At 60.4% G+C, this 18887-nt stretch carries 17 protein-coding genes; 5 read left to right on the top strand and 12 right to left on the bottom strand.

The features are described from left to right. Positions 1-97: 97 nt before the first annotated feature. Positions 98-1096: a porphobilinogen synthase gene (hemB, locus tag ACR0K9_RS12690; RefSeq protein WP_480823692.1), complete on the bottom strand. Its 999-nt coding sequence runs from the start codon at positions 1094-1096 to the stop codon at positions 98-100. Between the two features lie 120 nt (positions 1097-1216). On the opposite strand from hemB, the gene ACR0K9_RS12685 reads away from it, so the two are divergent. After that, a complete protein-coding gene (locus ACR0K9_RS12685; RefSeq protein WP_480532144.1) occupies positions 1217-1744 on the top strand; it encodes a component of SufBCD complex in 528 nt (175 codons plus the stop codon). Positions 1745-1764: 20 nt separating this feature from the next. Beyond that, positions 1765-5220 (top strand): transcription-repair coupling factor, encoded by a 3456-nt coding sequence (mfd, locus tag ACR0K9_RS12680; protein WP_480823691.1) that lies wholly within the window; start codon positions 1765-1767, stop codon positions 5218-5220. Here the strand turns inward: mfd and ACR0K9_RS12675 are convergent. The 5 genes from ACR0K9_RS12675 to ACR0K9_RS12655 form a co-directional block, all read right to left on the bottom strand. After that, positions 5217-5894, bottom strand: a complete 678-nt coding sequence (locus tag ACR0K9_RS12675; RefSeq protein WP_480823689.1) for an SH3 domain-containing protein — start codon at positions 5892-5894, stop codon at positions 5217-5219. The genes mfd and ACR0K9_RS12675 overlap by 4 nt on opposite strands. Further along, positions 5891-7555, bottom strand: coding sequence for a tetratricopeptide repeat protein (locus ACR0K9_RS12670; RefSeq protein WP_480823687.1), 1665 nt, complete (start codon positions 7553-7555; stop codon positions 5891-5893). The genes ACR0K9_RS12675 and ACR0K9_RS12670 overlap by 4 nt, the downstream gene beginning before the upstream one ends. Before the next feature lie 57 nt (positions 7556-7612). Next, positions 7613-8821 (bottom strand): MFS transporter, encoded by a 1209-nt coding sequence (locus tag ACR0K9_RS12665; protein WP_480823685.1) that lies wholly within the window; start codon positions 8819-8821, stop codon positions 7613-7615. Between the two features lie 73 nt (positions 8822-8894). Further along, a complete protein-coding gene (locus tag ACR0K9_RS12660; RefSeq protein ID WP_480823683.1) occupies positions 8895-9554 on the bottom strand; it encodes a DsbA family oxidoreductase in 660 nt (219 codons plus the stop codon). Further along, complete coding sequence (locus ACR0K9_RS12655; RefSeq protein WP_480823681.1) at positions 9551-11068, bottom strand: class I adenylate-forming enzyme family protein; 1518 nt, start codon at positions 11066-11068, stop codon at positions 9551-9553. The genes ACR0K9_RS12660 and ACR0K9_RS12655 overlap by 4 nt, the downstream gene beginning before the upstream one ends. Positions 11069-11133: 65 nt before the next feature. Here ACR0K9_RS12655 and ACR0K9_RS12650 point away from each other — a divergent pair, with 65 nt between their 5' ends. After that, positions 11134-11757 (top strand): helix-turn-helix domain-containing protein, encoded by a 624-nt coding sequence (locus tag ACR0K9_RS12650; protein ID WP_480532158.1) that lies wholly within the window; start codon positions 11134-11136, stop codon positions 11755-11757. On the opposite strand, the gene ACR0K9_RS12645 is transcribed toward ACR0K9_RS12650, so the two are convergent. The 5 genes from ACR0K9_RS12645 to ACR0K9_RS12625 form a co-directional block, all read right to left on the bottom strand. Continuing rightward, complete coding sequence (locus tag ACR0K9_RS12645) at positions 11746-11982, bottom strand: hypothetical protein (RefSeq protein WP_480823679.1); 237 nt, start codon at positions 11980-11982, stop codon at positions 11746-11748. The two genes, ACR0K9_RS12650 and ACR0K9_RS12645, sit on opposite strands and share 12 nt — an antisense overlap. A 188-nt stretch (positions 11983-12170) precedes the next feature. Next, the gene (locus tag ACR0K9_RS12640; protein WP_480823677.1) at positions 12171-12830 is read right to left on the bottom strand and encodes an aquaporin; all 660 of its coding nucleotides are present in this window, start codon (positions 12828-12830) and stop codon (positions 12171-12173) included. After that, entirely contained in the window at positions 12827-13303 is a 477-nt protein-coding gene (locus ACR0K9_RS12635; RefSeq protein WP_480823675.1) for an arsenate reductase ArsC, read from the bottom strand. The genes ACR0K9_RS12640 and ACR0K9_RS12635 overlap by 4 nt, the downstream gene beginning before the upstream one ends. A 26-nt stretch (positions 13304-13329) precedes the next feature. Next, positions 13330-14154 carry an arsenate reductase/protein-tyrosine-phosphatase family protein gene (locus ACR0K9_RS12630; RefSeq protein WP_480823673.1) on the bottom strand — a complete coding sequence of 275 codons (825 nt, stop codon included), beginning with the start codon at positions 14152-14154 and terminating at the stop codon, positions 13330-13332. A gap of 32 nt (positions 14155-14186) precedes the next feature. Beyond that, positions 14187-16001 carry an extracellular solute-binding protein gene (locus ACR0K9_RS12625; RefSeq protein ID WP_480823671.1) on the bottom strand — a complete coding sequence of 605 codons (1815 nt, stop codon included), beginning with the start codon at positions 15999-16001 and terminating at the stop codon, positions 14187-14189. Positions 16002-16294: 293 nt separating this feature from the next. Here ACR0K9_RS12625 and ACR0K9_RS12620 point away from each other — a divergent pair, with 293 nt between their 5' ends. Both ACR0K9_RS12620 and ACR0K9_RS12615 read left to right on the top strand, forming a co-directional pair. Next, on the top strand, positions 16295-17068 hold the full coding sequence (locus ACR0K9_RS12620) for a 3-hydroxybutyrate dehydrogenase (protein WP_480823669.1): 774 nt from the start codon (positions 16295-16297) through the stop codon (positions 17066-17068). A gap of 64 nt (positions 17069-17132) precedes the next feature. Then, entirely contained in the window at positions 17133-18158 is a 1026-nt protein-coding gene (locus tag ACR0K9_RS12615) for a patatin-like phospholipase family protein (protein ID WP_480823667.1), read from the top strand. On the opposite strand, the gene ACR0K9_RS12610 is transcribed toward ACR0K9_RS12615, so the two are convergent. Then, positions 18159-18836 carry a DUF502 domain-containing protein gene (locus ACR0K9_RS12610; protein ID WP_480532174.1) on the bottom strand — a complete coding sequence of 226 codons (678 nt, stop codon included), beginning with the start codon at positions 18834-18836 and terminating at the stop codon, positions 18159-18161. Positions 18837-18887 lie beyond the last annotated feature (51 nt).

The following is an 18887-nucleotide window of genomic DNA, read 5'->3' as shown; positions in this document are numbered from 1 at the left end:
TCTTGTACGCAAGGATACGCCGATTGCGCCCGTCTGTCACGGGAAAGCTGTGCTGCAACGGCAGCAAATCGGCGAAAAATTGCGAAAATCAGAGGTGTTAGCTCTGGAGGATACGCGCGGCCTCGGGCGCGAAATAGGTCAGGATGCCGTCGCATCCGGCGCGTTTGAAGGCCAGCAGGCTTTCCAGCATCACCTTTTCGCCATCGATCCATCCGTTCTGTGCGGCGGCCTGAATCATCGCGTATTCGCCCGACACCTGATAGGCATAGGTCGGCGCGCCAAAGCTGTCCTTCACCCGGCGGCAGATGTCCAGATAGGGCATGCCGGGTTTGATCATCACCATATCCGCGCCTTCGGTCAGATCGCGTTCGATCAGACGCAACGCTTCGTTCGAATTCGCCGGGTCCATCTGATAGGTCTTCTTGTCGCCGGTCAGCGCGCCCGAGGCCCCAACCGCATCGCGGAACGGGCCGTAGAAAGCACTGGCGTATTTGGCGGCATAGCTGAGGATCATCACATTCTGATGCCCCGCCGCTTCAAGCGCGCTGCGCATGGCACCGATGCGGCCATCCATCATGTCCGACGGGCCGATGATGTCAGCCCCGGTCTCAGCCTGCGCCAGCGTCATTTTCACCAGCGCCTCGACGGTCTGATCGTTCACGATCTCGCCATCGACGACATAGCCGTCATGGCCGTTGATGTTATAGGGATCCAGCGCCACATCAGTCATCACCGCGATATCAGGGGCGGCAGCCTTGATCGCTCGGATGGCGCGGTTCGACAGGTTGTCAGGGTTCCAGGCCTCGGCGCAGTCTTCGGTTTTCAGGCTTGGATCGGTGTAGGGAAAGATGCAGATCGCCGGAATACCCAGTGCCCGTGCCTCAATTGCAGCTTTGGCAATCAGATCGACCGAGCGGCGCATGACGCCGGGCATGGACGGCACGGGCTCTTCGATGCCTTCACCATCGCGCACAAAGACCGGCCAGATGAAGTCATCCACCGTCAATGTGTTCTCGCGCACCAGCCCCCGGATCGCCTCGGATTGACGTGCCCTGCGGAACCGGGTCTGCGGATAGGGGGCGATGGTGGGTTTCATGGCGCACTCTCCTTGATCAATTGCGCATTGGGTGGCATGAATTGCGCGTGGTCTCAAGGGTAACAATGGACGCGTCACTGCGATGAGGGTCCCTGCAGACAGTGAATAAGGGGCTGGTGCTTGGACATATACTCTTCGATCTTCGAACTCATCGACATGCGCAGCTTCTCGAATCTGTGGTATTGGATCGGGTTGGCTGTTCTGTGGTCAACCGCCAGCCATTGGACCATGGGCATTCCTTATGATCTGGTGGTGCGCGCGCGCCGGGTGGGCGGCCAGACCGAGCAGGACCTGCTGGACATCGTGCGCATCAATGTGAACCGCTTGTTGTATATTGTCGACGTATCCGGGCTGGTCATTCTGGCGTTGAGTTGTTTTTTCTTTACCGGTCTGGCGACACTGGGTTTTTTCTATGGTGTCGAATTTGCGCAGGCCGTGTTCCTGCTGCTTTTTCCGCTGAGCTTCGTCATGCTGGTGAATATCGCGGCGGCGCGGCGATTGCGTCGGCAAGAGAAGACGCTTGAGGCGATTTCCAAAACACTGACGCGATGCCGGGTCTACACACAGATCATCGGCATGATTTCAATCTTGATCACCTCCCTTTGGGGGATGTACCAGAATTTCTCGATCGGCCTTTTGGGCTGGTAACCGCGAGGAAGGGCAAGGCGATGACGGCTCCGAACCAAGTAACGGTTGGCGGCGCCCCCGAGGGGTTTGACGCACAGCTTGTCCTGAAGGAAATCGATCGTTCGGGCGGGCCGGTGTGCCATATTGCGCGCGACGACAAGCGGATGGAGGCGATGCGGGCCGCGCTGGCCTTCTTTGCGCCCGACATGCCGGTTTTCGTGTTTCCGGGCTGGGATTGTTTGCCGTTTGACCGGGTTTCGCCCAATGCCGATATCGCGGCGGCGCGGGTGGCGACTCTGGCCGCGCTGGTGCACCAGATGCCGGATCGATTCGTGTTGCTGACCACGCTGAATGCCGTAACACAACGCGTGCCCGCACGTGACGTGTTGCGCGAGGCGGCCTTTACTGCGCGGGTCGATCGTCGGGTGGATGAGGACGCACTGCGCAAGTTTCTGGTCCGTATGGGGTTCACCCAAAGCCCCACGGTGATGGAGCCCGGTGATTATGCCATCCGGGGCGGTATTATCGACATTTTTCCGCCGGGCGAATCCGGCCCCGTGCGGCTGGACCTGTTCGGAGACGTTCTGGACGGTGCGCGCCGGTTCGATCCTGTCTCGCAGCGCACCACGGAAAAGCTTGAGGTGGTCGAGCTTGCGCCGGTGTCCGAGGTCATTCTGGATGACGCCGCGATCACCCGGTTCCGCCAGAACTATCGCATCGAATTTGGCGCGGCCGGTACCGATGACACGTTATACGAGGCGGTCAGCGCAGGCCGCAAGCATCAGGGCATCGAGCATTGGTTGCCGTTCTTCCATGAAAAGCTGGAAACGCTGTTCGACTATCTGCCGGGCGCGACGATCTCGCTCGACGATCAGGTAACCCCGGCGCGGTTGGCGCGCTGGGATACGATTGCCGATCAGTACGAGACGCGCAAGCTGGCGCTCGAGAACCGTACGCGCATGGATACGGTCTATAAACCGACGCCACCGGGTCTGCTGTATCTGGATGATGCGGCTTGGGAACTGGCCGTGGGCGACCGGCGGGTGCTGCAGTTCAGCCCGCTGCCGCAAGCCAGCGGCCCGGGTGTGATCGACGCGGGCGGACGTATCGGGCGCAACTTTGCCCCCGAACGGCAGCAGGAAAGCATCAGCCTGTTTGGCGCTCTGGCCAGTCACATCACCGACAAGATGGCCAAGGGGCCGGTGCTGATCGCGTCCTATTCCGAAGGCGCGCGCGAACGTCTGACCGGGCTGATCGAGGATGAAGGTCTGGCCGAGGCAATCCCTGTGGCCAACGGCACCCGCGTTGGCAAGCGCGGTCTGCATCTGGCCGTCTGGGCGCTGGAACACGGGTTCGAAACCCCGGACCTGACAGTGATTGCGGAACAGGACGTGTTGGGTGACCGGCTGATCCGCCAACCCAAGAAGCGCCGCAAAGCCGAGAATTTCCTGACCGAGACCCAATCGCTGTCCCCCGGTGATCTTGTGGTGCATGTGGATCACGGCATCGGCCGCTATCGGGGGATGGAAGTGGTCACCGCCGCCGGTGCCGCGCATGAATGCCTGCTGCTGGAATATGCTGAACAGTCCAAGCTTTACCTGCCGGTGGAAAACATCGAGCTGCTGTCGAAATACGGCCATGACGAGGGGCTGCTGGACCGGCTGGGCGGTGGCGCGTGGCAGGCCAAGAAGGCAAAGCTGAAAGAGCGCATCCGCGAAATGGCGGACAAGCTGATCCGCATCGCCGCTGAGCGCGCCCTGCGCAAGGCGCCCGTGATGGACCCTCCGCCGCACGCGTGGGAGGATTTCAGCGCGCGCTTTCCCTATCAGGAAACCGACGATCAGCTGCGCGCCATATCCGAGGTGATGGAGGATATGCATTCCGGCGCACCGATGGATCGTCTGATCTGTGGCGATGTGGGCTTTGGCAAGACCGAGGTCGCGATGCGCGCCGCCTTTGTCGCCGCCATGTCTGGCGTACAGGTCGCGGTGATCGCGCCCACCACGCTGCTGGCACGTCAGCACGCTGCCTCGTTCATGGACCGCTTCCGCGGCTTTCCGCTGGAGGTTCGGCAATTGTCGCGTTTCGTCTCGGCGAAAGAGGCACAGCAGACCCGCGACGGGCTGGCGCGCGGTACGGTGGATATCGTGATCGGCACCCATGCGCTGTTGGCCAAGGGGATACGGTTCAACAATCTGGGACTGCTGATCATCGACGAGGAACAGCATTTCGGAGTGGGGCATAAAGAGCGCCTGAAACAGTTGCGCAGCGACATCCACGTGCTGACCCTGACCGCAACGCCGATCCCCCGCACGCTGCAACTGTCGCTGACCGGCGTGCGTGACCTGTCGATCATCGGCACGCCGCCCATCGACCGTCTGGCGATCCGCACCTATGTCAGCGAGTTCGATGTCGTCACAATCCGCGAGGCGCTGCTGCGCGAACACTATCGCGGCGGACAGAGCTTCTATGTGGTGCCGCGCATCTCGGACCTGCCCGAGATCGAGGAATTCCTGAAAGAGCAGTTGCCCGAGCTGACCTATGTGGTCGCCCATGGGCAGATGGCGGCAGGTGAGCTCGATGATCGGATGAACGCGTTCTACGACGGTAAATATGACGTGCTGCTGGCCACGACGATTGTCGAAAGCGGGCTGGATATCCCGACCGCGAACACGATGGTTGTGCATCGGGCGGATATGTTCGGGCTGGCGCAGCTGTATCAAATTCGCGGCCGGGTGGGGCGCTCGAAAACCCGTGCCTATGCCTATCTGACCACCAAGCCGCGCCAGCGGCTGACGGCGACTGCCGAAAAGCGCCTGCGGGTCTTGGGATCACTGGATACGCTGGGGGCCGGGTTCACGCTGGCGTCGCAGGATCTCGACATTCGCGGTGCGGGCAACCTGCTGGGTGAGGAACAGTCTGGCCAGATGCGCGATGTAGGCTATGAGCTTTATCAGTCCATGCTGGAAGAGGCGATTGCCAAGATCAAGGCCGGTGAGATGGAGGGGCTGTCGGACGCCGATGACCAATGGGCGCCGCAGATCAATCTGGGCGTGCCGGTGCTGATCCCCGAGGATTACGTGCCCGATCTGGATGTGCGCCTGGGGCTTTATCGTCGCCTGTCGTCGCTGTCGACCAAGGTCGAGTTGGAAGGTTTCGCCGCCGAACTGATCGACCGTTTCGGAACGCTGCCGAAGGAGGTCAACACCCTGATGCTGGTGGTGCGCATCAAGGCGATGTGCAAACGCGCAGGCATTGCCAAGCTGGATGGCGGGCCAAAGGGCGCGACGATCCAGTTCCACAATGACAAGTTCGCTTCACCTCAGGGGCTGGTCGAGTTCATCCAGAACCAGCGCGGGCTGGCCAAGGTCAAGGACAACAAAATCGTTGTCCGGCGCGATTGGAAAAAGGACAGCGACAAGATCAAGGGGGCCTTTGCGATCGCCCGCGATCTGGCCGAGAAGGTCGTGGCCGAGAAGAAGAAGGCCAAAGCCTAGTCGCCGGTCACGAATGTGCAAAGCTGCCACTCGCCCGCGTCGGATTGGACCAACGCGGCGCGGTAACCGACCATTGATGTCAGAAAATCGCTGAGCAGGTAGCCCGGTGTTCCGTCAGTCAGCCGGATTTTCTGGTATTCCGCATCGGGCTGAAAGTCAGGCACGATCACTATCTCATGGCTGACCAGCGCCAGGATAGCCGCACCGCGCGACGGGGTCTGGCGCAGCGTGACGTTTTCCCCCGAGACAAAGAAGGCCGTGAACGGGTCCACCGAAGCGGGCAGGGTGATCCGCCAGTGATGCGGCATCCAGAATTCGCCCTGATCGTCGAAATATCCCGGTTGCGAAAGCGTTTCCTGCAATTGCGTCCAGTAATATTCGCGAAGCTCTGCGGCTTCGTCCTGAAATTCTTCGCCAAGCGTTTCCGGGGGGACGGTGAGGTTGGTGTGAAACTCTTCCGGGCCACCGGCGCTGCCATGGCTGAGATAAATGTCGGGGCAGGCGGCGGCGGTGACGGCGTCGGTGTCGCGCGCCATGATCTTCGCCAGCAGGTCGGCGCGGAATGCGACCAATGAAGGGTTTTTGTCCGCCTCATCGACGGGCGGAAAGGTCTGGCGCTGCGCAAGGGCCGGGCCAGCGATCAGCAGGCTTGCCACCAGAAGGGTCACTTTCATTCAGCGGCCCTCATCGCGGCCTGGGCGCAGAAACATGATGCACCGACGGCACGATCCGCGCGGGCAAGCGCGAGATCCAGGCGTTGCTTGATCTGGCGGATTTCCACCGTCTCACCACGTGCCTTCAGGCAATCATGCAACCCCTTAAGGCTCCAGACATTGTCCGGGTGAACCGAGGCACGGCTGAGCGCTCCGCCAAGACCCAGATCCTCGCGATAGGCAGCTTCGGCCTCGGCGACGTGGCCCTGTTCAAACAACAGCGCGCCCAGCGCGTGGCGGGTGGGCTGCATCCAGCCCCAGGGCTCGTCATAGGGCAGCGTATCGTCCAACTCGACCGAGCGGCGCAGATGAGCGTAGGCGATCTCGTAATTGCCTTTGCGATACTCGATCTCGCCGCGCAGCATTTCGGCTGCGATCTCCAGCAGGTCGATGACACGGTTGTTGTGCAGGCGGCGGGTCTCGGGCACGCAGGTCTTGGCGGCGAGGAACAGTTGTTCTTCGGATTCGGCCTGTGTCACTTCGCCGGTGGCCGCATGGGCGATGGCGCGGGCGTAATGCGTGGTCGCGGTGAGCGTGCGATAGAGATCAGGGTCCTCGGGCAATGCCAGCGCCTTCGCCTCTTCCCATTGGCCAAAGCGGATCAGGATATGGGGGCCCATCGACATGTAGCTTTCGAAATAGTCCGCCATGGGCGGGCTTTCGATCCGCAGCATATCTTCGGGGGTTGTGTCCCACAGGCCCTGATTGGCGCGCAGGGCCGGTTCCATCTGGCCGAGGAACAAAGCGCCATAGATGGTGAAGTGATAGTTGTGCTGGCGATAGCCGGTGTAAATGTTGAACGCGCCCTCACGCTCGTAATATTTCAGATCGGCGACCGAGGCCTGCGCGTTCCAATGGACGACGTTTTGGTAGTGGCCGCAGAGCACGTCGATATGGGTTGGCATATGTACCAGATGCCCCGCATCGGGCACCAGAGTGCGCAGGATATCCCCTGCCTTCAGGGCTTTTTCCGGCGTCGGCGACATCTCCATCAGATGGACATAGAGGTGTAGAAGACCGGGATGCGACATCGCCGCCGGGTCTTCGGCCATCGCCGTTTCCAGCGCCTCTTGCGCCTCGAGCGTGGCCGCGCCTTCGGCGGGTTGCCCGGTTTTCAGGTTCCACATCTGCCATGGGGTCAGGTTCAGAAGCGATTCCACATAAATCGTGCGCAGGTCCAGATCGTCCGGGTGATCAGCGAAAGCCGAGCGCATGGCGTCGGCATAATCATAGTCCCACCGGTGCATATCCTCGGCCGGGTCCCGCTGCGGGTACCGGGCAGGCAGCGCGCGGATCAGCGCCGCCTCGACCGGCGTGCATTTGTCCAGCAAAGTCATCGCGCATTGCATCGCGTCATAGGCAGTCGCCAACGCTTTGGTTTGGCCCTGTTCGTCGCGCAATTCCCACGGCAGGTTGTAGTTCGGCCCTGCCGCATAGGCGACGCCCCAATGGGCCATGGCGCAGTCGGGGTCGTGCTCGGCGGCTTTCTGGAAACAGGCAACCGCCTCGTCATGGTTATAACCATAGGTCCAGACCAGCCCGCGATCGAACCAGAGCTGCGCCTCAGGTGATGACGTGCTGACCGCACAGGAATATGTGCCCAGATTGTAATAGTCGCTCATGAATCCCCTCCCCACAGAATGCAGGCAGGTTAGCGCGATTCATACGCTCTGCACAGATCAGGCGGGCAGTCTGTTTTCGATCCGTCCCATATGCAGCATCAATCCAAAGCCAAGGATGCACATGATTAGAACGGCGGTCGTCAGTGGTGTGATCGAGCCATCGAACAGCAATCCGACCGGGGCCGCAATCGCTGCCGCCAGCACCGTTGCGATTGAGCCGATTACTGATGCGGCCATGCCTGCGATATGGCCCATCGGCTCCATCGCGATCGCGTTCAGGTTGCCCATGGTCACGCCTGCCATAAAGAATATTGACGTCTGCCAGGCTACGAACAGGCCGAACGAGGTGTCGGGCGACAATGGGGTCATGTTCAGGAAGATGACGCCGCTTGTGATCAGGATTTGTGCGCCAAGGGCCCAGGTCACCATCCGGCGCATGCCCACACGGACAACCAGCGCGGCGTTCAGCAGACTGGCCGAGCCAGAGAACAGCGCCACCACACCAAACCAGAACGGGAAGCTTTCGGCCCGGTCATGTATGACATCAAAGATCGGCTGCACCATGGTCAGCATGGTGAACAGCAGCCCCATGCACAGCGTCTGCACAAGGATCGACAGGCGCACGGTGGGGTGGGCTATCATCTCTTGTACAGCTGCGATCATCAGCGGCAGACGGAAGGGGCGGCGGTTTTCGGGGGCCAGGGATTCGGGCAGGCGCAGCGCCATCCAGATTATGATGATCGACGCGAACAGGATGAAGGACGCAAAGATACCGCGCCACCCGACCAGAGCGATAACACCCGCGCCCAGCAGCGGCGCGATTGCCGGAACCAGCGTGAAGATCATCATCGCGATTGAGATGATGCGGGCCATTTCGCGCCCGGCAAAGAGGTCACGGATGATAGCCATCGCGACAACGCGCGGGCCGGCGGCACCCAGGCCTTGGGCCACGCGTGCAGCCAACACCAGTTCCAGCGACGAGCTGGCCCAGGCGACGGCAGAGGCAAGAATATACAATGCCGCACCGCCAAAGATGACCGGCTTGCGCCCGACCGCGTCGGATATCGGCCCGGTGAAGAAGGTGCCGATCCCCATACCCAGAACAAAAGACGTCAGGATCAGTTGCGCTTTGTTGAGGTCACCGGGGCTGAGCTCTGCCCCGATCTCGGGCAGGGCGGGCAGCATGGAATCGATCGAAAAGGCGATCGTGGCGAACATCATCGCGACCAGCGCAATGAATTCGCCCCGGGACATGCGATTGGTCATGGGGAGCTCCTTCCCAGCAGCGCTATCACGCTGCCGCGGGTTGGACTAGATCAGGAATGCACAGAGGTATGTGCTATTCTGCAGGAGAAGCCTCATTCTGAGACATGATCTCGGCGATCACTTTGCCCCACAGTTCAGGCGGTTGCGCGCCCGGAACCGCATGTTGATTGGCCACGATATAGGTGGGCACCGAGTTCACGCCCATCTCGCGGGAATGCGAATCGCGGGTGCGGATATCCTCTCGGTCGGCGTCCGATTTCAGCAGTTTCGCCACCACGGCAGCATCCATACCGGCGCTGTCGGCGATATCGGCCAGAACTTCATGGTTGCCGATGTCTCGCGCCTCGACGAAATAGGCGTTGAACAGCGCGTCGACCACTGCGTTCTGTTTGCCCTCGATCCCGGCCCAATGAATCAGGCGGTGGGCGTCCAGCGTATTGGGGGTGCGTTTCATGCCCTCGAAATCGATCTTCAGACCGGCGTTTTCGGCATGTTCGACCACGGGCGCATAGGCGCGGACAGCCCCGTCCTTGCCACCGAACTTACGCTCCAGATATTCACGCCGGTCCATGCCTGCGTCGGGCATGTCCGGGTTCAGTTGGAAGGGGTGCCACTCGATTACAAACGGGTGGTTCGGCACTTCGGCCAGCGCCTTGTCCAGATGAGTCTTGCCGATATAGCACCAGGGGCAGATCGGGTCGGACATGATGTCGAGCTTTACGGTCTGTGTCATTCGGGCGTCGCCTTGAAATAGGCCGGCAGGGCGCGGCGCAGGAGTTTGCCGTTGCCTCCGGTGGGCAGGGCAGGCAGGTGGACAAAGGCGCGTGGCTGTTTGTAGCGCGCCAGCTTGTCAGACACATAGGCGCGCAGCTCGTCCGCGTCCAGTTCTTCGGGGCCGGTGTAGAAGGCAACGATGATCGAAGCATCCTGTTTCACCTCGACCGCCGCCGCGCCGACCTGCGTGATGCCGGGATGGGTGGACAGGGCGGTCTCGACCTCGACCGGGGACACCCGATAGCCGCCCGCATTCATCATGTCGTCATCGCGCCCAAGATAGGTGATCTGCCCGTCCGCCGCCATCGCCCCCTGATCGCCGGTCAAGAACCAGTTGCCGGTCATACGAGCCTGTGCCTCTTCGGGGGCGTTCAGGTAGGTCAGCATCAGGCCGGGATCATTACGGTGGATAGCAATTGTGCCTTCTTGCCCCTGCGGGACCGGGCCGTCCGGTCCGACAATGGCGACACGGCGCCCGGGCTGCGGCTGGCCCAGAGCGTCTCTGCGTGCCGGGTGGCTTGGGCTGGAGGAGATGAAGGTCGAGCATTCGGACATGCCATAAGCCTCATAAAGCTCGGTGCCCGTGGTCTGCAGCCAAAGCTCATGCAGGTGGTGCGACAGTTTCTCGCCCGCGCTGAGGCCGTGCCGCAAGTTGGGCAGGGTTACGCGTGCCGGGTCCTGCAGTATCTTGCGATAGACGCCGGGTGCGGCGGCGAAGATCGTGGCCTTGTGGGTGTTCAGCAATGTAGCCAGATCCGAGGTGTCGGTCCCGGGCTCAGGGATCAGTGCAGTTGCACCAATAGTCCAAGGGTCCATCAACCCGGTGCCCAGCGTATAGGTCCAGTTGAACGCGCCCGCATGGCACAGCCGGTCGGATGGCGTCAGCCCATACCAGCCCTCAACCATCATCTGCCGCGCCCAGATCGCCCGATGCGCATGGGCGACCGCACGAGGTTTGCCCGAGGTGCCCGAAGTATAGACCACATAGGCCATCTGGTCTGGGTCTCCCATCTCGAACTGCGCCGGGGGCAGGCTGCGCATCTCGGTCAGATCGAACAGGGTGATCTGACGCGGATGCGGGGCGCAGGGCACGTCGGGATCGCGCAGGATCGCAGCCGGGTTCAGGTCTTTGATGATGGCTGCCGTTTCCGTCTGGGTCAGCTGCGACGAGGTCGGAACCGGAACCAGCCCCACCGCGATGGCACCCAGATAGGCAATCGGGAAATCGACCGTGTTGCCCAGCCGCATGAGCACGATATCTCCGGCCGTCAGCCCCGCGTCCAGCAGGCCGGTTCCGGTGCCAAGGATCGCAGCCTGCAGCTCTGCATAGCTCCAGTCACTGGCAGAGTGCGGGCCGAGAACGGACAGAGCCGTTTTGTCGGCACAGTCATTGGCATGGCGCAGCACATGCGCGGCCAGATTGAACGGGCTGGGGCAGGGCGCGAAGGGTCCCTGATCAAAGATCGACAACATGGCCCACGGCTATCGCTGGTTGCGGCGCGTTGCAAGCGGCGCGGGCTGGGCCTATAGAAAGAGCCATGACCACGAAAGATCATAACTCCATCGTCCGCATCGCGCGCGACAACGGCATCAGCACCGAGCTTGAGCCAGTCGATCTGGGCGCGCGGGTGCGCGAACTGCGCAAGGCACGGAATTGGACGCTTGAACAGGCGGCCACGCAGGCGGGACTGGCGCGGTCGACGCTCAGCAAGATCGAAAACGGCCAGATGTCCCCGACCTATGACGCGCTGAAAAAGCTGGCGACGGGGCTGGAGATTTCGGTGCCACAGCTATTCACGCCGCCGCAGCGGGATCAGGTGATTGGCCGTATGTCCGTGACCAAGATGGGGGAAGGTGCCGCACACGCGACCGCAACCTATGAACACGAGCTGCTGGCCGAAACGCTGACCAAAAAGCAGATGCTGCCCTATCGCGCCCGCGTGCGTGCACGGTCGATGGAGGAGTTCGACGGCTGGGTGCGTCATGATGGTGAGGAATTCTTATACGTTCTGACCGGTGTGGTGCGCCTGTTTACCGAATTCTATGAACCCGTCGAGATGCGCCGGGGCGACAGTGCCTATTACGATGGCAGCATGGGGCACAATGTCATCTCGGTCAGTGATGAGGACGCCACGATCCTTTGGGTGACGTCACTTACTTAAGGATTGGGCCGCCTCGCGGTTCAGCGCTTCGGTGAACAGGAAATCCTCAAGCTCTTCGCGTGCTTCGTTTACGGTCAAATGATGGCGCTCGGCCAGATAGGCCTCGAACTGTTTGCGGTCTTCGCCAACGCGCGCCATGTCCGTGTCCCGCAGGTTTGGAAACCTGCGTTTAGCGCGCTCATACGACGCGTCCCAGTTTTGCGCCAGATCAGCCCAGTTTAGCATCTGCGAGCCTTCCTTTGTTGGTGTTTCAGGATAGCTCTCCCCCAAGCCAGCTTACGGAGCGGGGGGCGATGCTGCGGACATGACAAAATGTCGCAGGGTGTCAATTGGTCGACCAGAGACAAAAACCCGCTGCGGCAAAACCGCAACGGGCGCACGGACCTGCTGTTTAGTGAGTGGCGGCCGGTCCGTTATTCTTCTGGCTGAAACAGCCAGTTCAGCAATACATACCCGATAAATACAGCAATTATCTGCATTAAGATAAACATCGGGATATGCGCAGGGTATATCCCGGCAAATGTATCCGTAAAGCCCCTTGCGATGGTAACAGCCGGATTCGCAAAACTTGTTGAAGACGTGTACCAATAGGCGCCGGTGATATAGAGACCCACAAGCGCTGGTACCGTGTCCGGTTTGTGCCGAATTCCGCCGAAAATCACAAAGAGCAGGCCCAGCGTTGCGATGATCTCCGAGAACCATTGGTGCGATCCAGTGCGGTGCAGGGTTTCTGAACTCTGCAGAATCGGCAGGTCGAACATATAGTGGCTGGCCAACACGCCGGCGATGCCGCCAGCGATCTGGACCAGCATATAGGGCGCGACCGCGCGCCAGGGATGTTCACCACGCAAAGCGAAGGCCAGCGTCACTGCAGGGTTGAAATGCGCGCCCGAGACGGGGCCAAGCGTGGTGATGATGGCGTAAAGCATGCAGCCGGTCGCAATTGCATTCGCCAGAAGCGCCAGCGCGATGTTCCCGCCCGCCAGCGTCTGCGCCATGATGCCCGATCCGACGACCCCGATCAGCAGGAATGCGGTGCCGAGGAATTCAGCAAAATACTGACGGGCATTCATGTGATCTCTCCGATACGACTGAGTTGAGCGGTTAGCTCGTCGTTGTCCATGGTCTCGATGGGCAGGGCCAGCAGGGCCTCGGCGCGGCGACCCAGAATATCATAGGCGGTGCGGAAGGCCGCGTCCCAATCGGCCTCGGACGCGGCGGCAGGGTCTTCGACGCCCCAATGAGCGCGGACCGGAGCACCGGGCCAGACGGGACAGGTTTCCTCGGCGGCCGAACCGCAGACGGTGATCACCATGTCCATTTCGGGTGCGCCTTCGGCAGCAAATTCATCCCAGCTTTTGGATCGGGCGTCACTGACATCGTGGCCTTCGCTGCCCAGCAGCGTCAGCGATTGCGGATGCACTTTGCCGGTCGGATTCGATCCGGCAGAGTAGGCGCGCACGCGCCCGCCGCTGGTGTGGTTGAAGATCGATTCCAGCAGGATTGAGCGGGCGGAATTACCGGTGCAGAGAACCAGTATGTTCATTTGGATGTCCTTAGTTTGCGAGGGGATCAGCCAGTCATGCGGCCGATATCGTCCACCTTGTGTTGCAATGAAATGCGATCGAGCGTTTCAAAAGGCAGGCTGGCAAACGCGGTGAGACGATTGTGCAGCAAACCATAGGCCCGTTGAAACGCCAGTTGCTTTTGCGCCCCGGTGCCCTGGGCCTTGACCGGGTCGGGCAGGCCCCAATGGGCGCTGATCGGCTGGCCCGGCCAAGCGGGGCAAGCCTCGTTGGCGGCGTGATCGCAGACGGTAAAGACGAAATCCATCTTTGACGCGTCTTTGGATGCAAACTCATCCAGCGATTTCGAGCGCAGATCGGAGATGTCGTAATCCTTCTGTTGAAGCAGCTCCAGCACGTTCGGATTCGGCCCCTCTGACGGGCTGGTTCCGGCAGAAAAGGCACGGAACAACCCGTTGCCCTGACGGTTCAGAATGGCCTCAGCCATGATCGAGCGGGCGGAGTTTCCGCTGCAGATGAAGAGGGCGTTCATCACTCGGTTCGGCTGAACCACCAAAGGCTCACTGGAAGGTTGCAGACACATATCGGGGCGATTCTGACAGCAGTCCCCCAACAGACCGTCGAACAGACCACGCACGGCGGACAGGTTGGCGGTGTATTGCAACGACGTGCCAGCGCGGGTTTGTTCGATCAAACCCGCAGCCTTGAGCGCGCCCAAATAGGTTGAGGTCGTGTTGGGTTTCAGCGCCAGTGCCTCGGCGATTTGACCTGCCGGGACGGAATCCGGATAGCGGCGCATCAGCAACCGGAACAGGTCCAGCCGTTTGGGGTGCGCAAGGGCGCTCAGTCTGACATAAATCTCTATTTCCATAATTCATGAAATATGGAAATATAATGGGTGCGTCAATCCTGATACCACCAGACCTGAGGCATATATTCCGGCCCGTCACCATAGATCGGCAAGGTTTCGGGCTGCTTCAGCTGTTTCGCGTGGGCAATGCGCCCGACATCGAAGCTCCAGATCGGGATGACATAGCGACCGGCGGTCAGCACGCGATCCAATGCGCGGGTGGCGGCAACAAAATCCTCATGACTTTCCGAGGCCAGCATCGCATCGATCAGCCCGTCGACCGCAGGCGAGGCCACACCCATCAGGTTTCGCGTGCCCGGCGAGTCAGCGTTCTCGCTGCCCCAATACAGGCGCTGCTCATTGCCCGGAGACAGCGACAGAGCTCGGCGAAAGATGGTCATGTCGAAATCCAGCTCGGCGGTGCGTCCGGTGTATTGCGCGCTGTCGACCTGTTCGATGGTCACCTCAATACCCAGACGTTCCAGCGCGCGGGTATAGATCTCCATCGCCGTCATATTGTCGCTGTCGCCCTGTTGCAGCAGCACCGTGATAGTGAACGGCTCTCCTTTGTCATTGCGCAAGACGCCGTCCTGAATGGTCCAGCCCGCCTCGGCCAGCAGTTTTGCGGCCTTGCGGAGGTTGGCGCGGTTGCGGGCCGACCCGTCGCCCTCGGGTGGTGTGTAGCCTTCGAGTGTACCGGGTGGCAGGTCGGCGACGTAGGGTTGCAGCAGCTCGGCCACCCGGCCTGTCGCCGGCCCCGGTTGCATGGCAAGGTCCGAACCCGAGAAATACGAGGTGATCCGGGGCTGTGCGCCGCCGGTGATGGTGTCGTTGATAAACTCGAAGTTGAAGGCCAGCGTCAACGCCTCGCGCACGCGCCAGTCATCGAACGGCGCTTTGCGTGTGTTCATGACATAGCCCGTCATGCCCGAAGGTTTGCCGTGCGGAATTTCCGTCTTGATCACATCGCCGCGCTGAACGGCGGGAAAATTGTATTGGGTGTCCCACTTGTCGGCGTTGAATTCGCGCACGGCGGTCAGTTCACCGGCCTTGAAGGCCTCGAACAGTACGGTCGCATCGCCGTAGAATTCGATCCGCATTTCATCGAGGTTCATTGTGCCTTTGCGGAAGGGAATATCCGCGCCCCAGTAATCGGGATTCCGCCGCAGGGTGACATAGCGCCCGGCCTCATAGTCATCCACGACATAGGGGGCCGACCCGATCGGGATGTCATGAAGCGAGGCATTGGCGAAATCCTTACCTTCCCATTGCGCCTTTTGCAGGATCGGGCGCAGACCGGCGATCAGCGCCAGTTCGCGGTCGGGCTCGTTGAAGGTGATGCGCACCGTTCGCGGGCCTGTCTGTTCGATACTGTCGATTTTGCCCCAGAGCCCGCGATAGCGCAGGTGCCCTTCGGTGCCCAAAACCTCATACGACCAGATCACATCATCAACAGTGACGGGTGATCCGTCTGAAAATGCGGCATTCTCACGGAGGGTGAATTCGACCCAGGAGCGGTCCTTGGCCGTTTCAACTGATTCGGCTAACAACCCGTAAAGAGTGAAAGGTTCGTCCCAGGACCGGCCCATCAGGCTTTCATGGGTCCAAAATCGCAACTGCCAGGGTGACGTGCCTTTTTGCACAAACGGGTTCAAGCTGTTAAAGGCGCCGGTATTTCCGAACACAACTTTGCCGCCCTTGGGTGCGTCCGCATTTGCGTAGGGCAGCGACACAAAATCCGGTGGTAGGGCCGGTTCGCCATACATAGCTATGCCATGGACCGATTCTGCCGACGCCAGAGAGGCCGCAAAAATGCAGGTGATTCCCGCGACAAGGGGTCGGACGGGGCGGAGATAATCGGGGCTCATTTTGGAAACAATCCTGCTCTGGCCTTATTTTGTTTGGGATTCATCGTAGCCATGATTTTTCCTGTTTTCAAACTTTTAGCTTGGACGAAGGCGCAGAATTGCTTATAAAGGATGCACTGCTCGATAGGTTTCTTGCCTGTATGAAACCTGCCTCAATAACTTAACGCCCGCTTCGTGCGGGCGTTTTTTTTGGCCAATCGGGCCGGGAAACAAACCCGTCATCATTCCCCGTTTTCTTTGCAGGTGCAGCATGGCACTGTGTCCACGAAATGGAATCCAGAAGGGAAAGTGTCATGAGTCTGTCGGGCAAAACAGCCGTCATCACGGGATCGAATTCAGGGATCGGGCTGGGCATCGCCCGCGAACTGGCGAAGGCCGGGGCGAATGTGGTGCTGAACTCATTCACCGACCGGGAGGAAGATCACGCGCTGGCCGCCGAAATCGGGCAAGAGACGGGAACCAACGCGCGCTATATCAAGGCGGACATGTCCAAGGGGGATGAATGCCGCGCCCTGATCGAGCAAGCGGGCGCTTGCGACATTCTGGTGAACAATGCGGGCATTCAGCATGTCGCCCCGATCGATCAGTTTCCGGCTGACAAGTGGGATGCGATCATCGCGATCAACATGAACTCGACCTTCCACACCATGGCAGCGGCGCTGCCGATGATGCGCGCGGCGGGCTGGGGGCGGATCGTGAATATCGCCTCGGCCCATGGTCTGACGGCCTCGCCCTTTAAGGCGGCATATATTGCGGCCAAGCATGGTGTGGTCGGGATGACCAAGACCGTGGCGCTGGAAACTGCGCAGGAACCGATCACCTGCAATGCGATCTGCCCGGGCTATGTGCTGACCCCGCTGGTCGAGGCGCAGATTCCCAACACGATGAAAGAATACAACATGAGCCGTGAGGATGTGGTGAAGAACGTTCTGCTGGAACGGCAGCCATCGAAAGAGTTTGCCACGGTCGAGCAGTTGGGTGGAACCACGATTTTCCTGTGCTCGGATGCGGCGGCGCAGATTACCGGGACAACGATTTCGGTCGATGGGGGCTGGACAGCGCTGTGACTTTCAGTGGGGGCGTTGCCCCCACACCCCCGGGATATTTTTGGCCAGATGAAGGGAGGATCCGGTGAAACAGATAAATCTGGCTTTGCAAGGTGGTGGCGCGCATGGAGCATTCACCTGGGGAGTTCTGGATCGGCTGCTGGATGAAGAGGATATCGAGGTTGCGGCCATCACCGGAACCTCGGCCGGGGCGCTGAACGGGGCGGCGTTCAAATCCGGGATGGTGCATGCAGGACGTGACGGCGCACGTGAGAGCCTGAACGGTTTGTGGAAGCGCATGGGGGCCGTCGGAGATATGCGGATCGCCCATTGGATGCGCGGCATCGAGCCCGCTCATGTCGCGCAGGCGCTGGAATACTCGGTTCCGTTTTCGATGGCCGAGGCGTGGTCGCGGCTGGTGTCGCCCTATGCTTATGGGCCGTTTTATCGCAACCCGCTGACGCCGGTGGTCGACCGGTTCAACTTTGATGAGATTTGTGCTGATGAGGGGCCGGAATTGTTTGTCTGCGCCACTTGCGTGCGCAGCGGAAAGATTCGGGTATTCACCGGCGAGGAGATTTCGACCGATGCCATTCTGGCTTCGGCCTGTTTGCCCAACCTGTTTCAGGCGGTTGAAATCTATGATCCGAAATCCGGTCGGACCGAGGCATACTGGGATGGCGGTTATACGGGCAACCCGGCGCTTTATCCGCTGTTCAATGCAGGTTTTCCGGATGACGTGGTGATCGTGAACATCAATCCGCTGGAACGGGATGAGGTTCCCAAAACACCACACCAGATCCAGAACCGGGTCAACGAGATCAGCTTCAACTCGTCGCTGTTTCGCGAGTTGCGCGCAATCAATTTCGTTCAGCGCCTGCTGGCCGAGGGCAAATTGAAGGCGGGCGAGATGAGCCGGGTGCTTGTTCACATGATCGCCGATGACGCCTTGATGAACGATCTGTCGGCGGCGACCAAGATCGTGCCGAATCCGGTTGTGCTGAACCGGTTGAAACGCGCAGGGCGCGCTGCGGCGGATCAGTTTCTAAGCCTGCACAAGGACGATCTGGGTGAGCGCAGCACCGTCGATCTGCCCGCAATGTTTGGTTGATTATTCGGGCGGTTCGGTCGGGTCTTTTTCGTTGGGATAGACCAGACCCGCCGAAATCACCAATTTCGCCGCGTCCTCGATGGTCATATCCAGCAGGATCACGTCTTCGGCGGGGAAGAACAGCAGGAAACCGGATGTGGGGTTCGGGGTTGTGGGGACAAACACGCTCAGCAATTCGCCCCCGGTTTCGGCGCGATCGCTCACTTCACCGCGGGCGGTGGTCGAGACAAAGCCAATCGCCCAGATGCCCCGGCGCGGATACTGGATCAGGCAGGCCTTTTCAAAGGACCGTTCAGTCTGGGCGAATACCGTTTCTGATATTTGCTTGATCCCGGAATAAACCGAACGGACCACCGGCATCCGGTCGACGACGCTTTCGGCGAAGTGGATCAGTGAGCGGCCCAGAATGCCCTTGGCGATCCAGCCGACGATGACGGTGAAGATCAGGAAGATCACCACGCCGACACCGCGCAGATTGATGCCAACATATTCTGACGGTTGGAACTTCTGCGGGATCAGCGGCAGAACCGCGCTGTCGATCCAGCCGACCACCGACCAGATTAGCCAGATCGTCAACCAGACCGGTGCAATGACGACGATACCCGTCAGGAAAGACGCGCGCAGACTGCTCAGCAGGCCAGAGCGGCGGTGGGGTTCTTCGTCAAACGGCGTATTCATTGCGGTCCTGAGTGGTTTTGCGGATTAGTTAAGCAGTCAAGGGCCCGGGTG

The sequence above is a fragment of the Ruegeria sp. L12 genome, from assembly GCF_056531745.1.
The sequence above is the reverse complement of the archived record's forward strand: the minus strand, read 5'-3'. Positions and strand labels throughout refer to the sequence as shown.

Excerpts from the sequence above, each read along its gene's own strand:
- hemB (WP_480823692.1), bottom strand. The coding sequence starts at position 1,096 with ATGAAACCCACCATCGCCCCCTATCCGCAGACCCGGTTCCGCAGGGCA.
- mfd (WP_480823691.1), top strand. The coding sequence starts at position 1,765 with ATGACGGCTCCGAACCAAGTAACGGTTGGCGGCGCCCCCGAGGGGTTT.
- ACR0K9_RS12675 (WP_480823689.1), bottom strand. The coding sequence starts at position 5,894 with ATGAAAGTGACCCTTCTGGTGGCAAGCCTGCTGATCGCTGGCCCGGCC.
- ACR0K9_RS12670 (WP_480823687.1), bottom strand. The coding sequence starts at position 7,555 with ATGAGCGACTATTACAATCTGGGCACATATTCCTGTGCGGTCAGCACG.
- ACR0K9_RS12665 (WP_480823685.1), bottom strand. The coding sequence starts at position 8,821 with ATGACCAATCGCATGTCCCGGGGCGAATTCATTGCGCTGGTCGCGATG.
- ACR0K9_RS12660 (WP_480823683.1), bottom strand. The coding sequence starts at position 9,554 with ATGACACAGACCGTAAAGCTCGACATCATGTCCGACCCGATCTGCCCC.
- ACR0K9_RS12655 (WP_480823681.1), bottom strand. The coding sequence starts at position 11,068 with ATGTTGTCGATCTTTGATCAGGGACCCTTCGCGCCCTGCCCCAGCCCG.
- ACR0K9_RS12650 (WP_480532158.1), top strand. The coding sequence starts at position 11,134 with ATGACCACGAAAGATCATAACTCCATCGTCCGCATCGCGCGCGACAAC.
- ACR0K9_RS12645 (WP_480823679.1), bottom strand. The coding sequence starts at position 11,982 with ATGCTAAACTGGGCTGATCTGGCGCAAAACTGGGACGCGTCGTATGAG.
- ACR0K9_RS12640 (WP_480823677.1), bottom strand. The coding sequence starts at position 12,830 with ATGAATGCCCGTCAGTATTTTGCTGAATTCCTCGGCACCGCATTCCTG.
- ACR0K9_RS12635 (WP_480823675.1), bottom strand. The coding sequence starts at position 13,303 with ATGAACATACTGGTTCTCTGCACCGGTAATTCCGCCCGCTCAATCCTG.
- ACR0K9_RS12630 (WP_480823673.1), bottom strand. The coding sequence starts at position 14,154 with ATGGAAATAGAGATTTATGTCAGACTGAGCGCCCTTGCGCACCCCAAA.
- ACR0K9_RS12625 (WP_480823671.1), bottom strand. The coding sequence starts at position 16,001 with ATGAGCCCCGATTATCTCCGCCCCGTCCGACCCCTTGTCGCGGGAATC.
- ACR0K9_RS12620 (WP_480823669.1), top strand. The coding sequence starts at position 16,295 with ATGAGTCTGTCGGGCAAAACAGCCGTCATCACGGGATCGAATTCAGGG.
- ACR0K9_RS12610 (WP_480532174.1), bottom strand. The coding sequence starts at position 18,836 with ATGAATACGCCGTTTGACGAAGAACCCCACCGCCGCTCTGGCCTGCTG.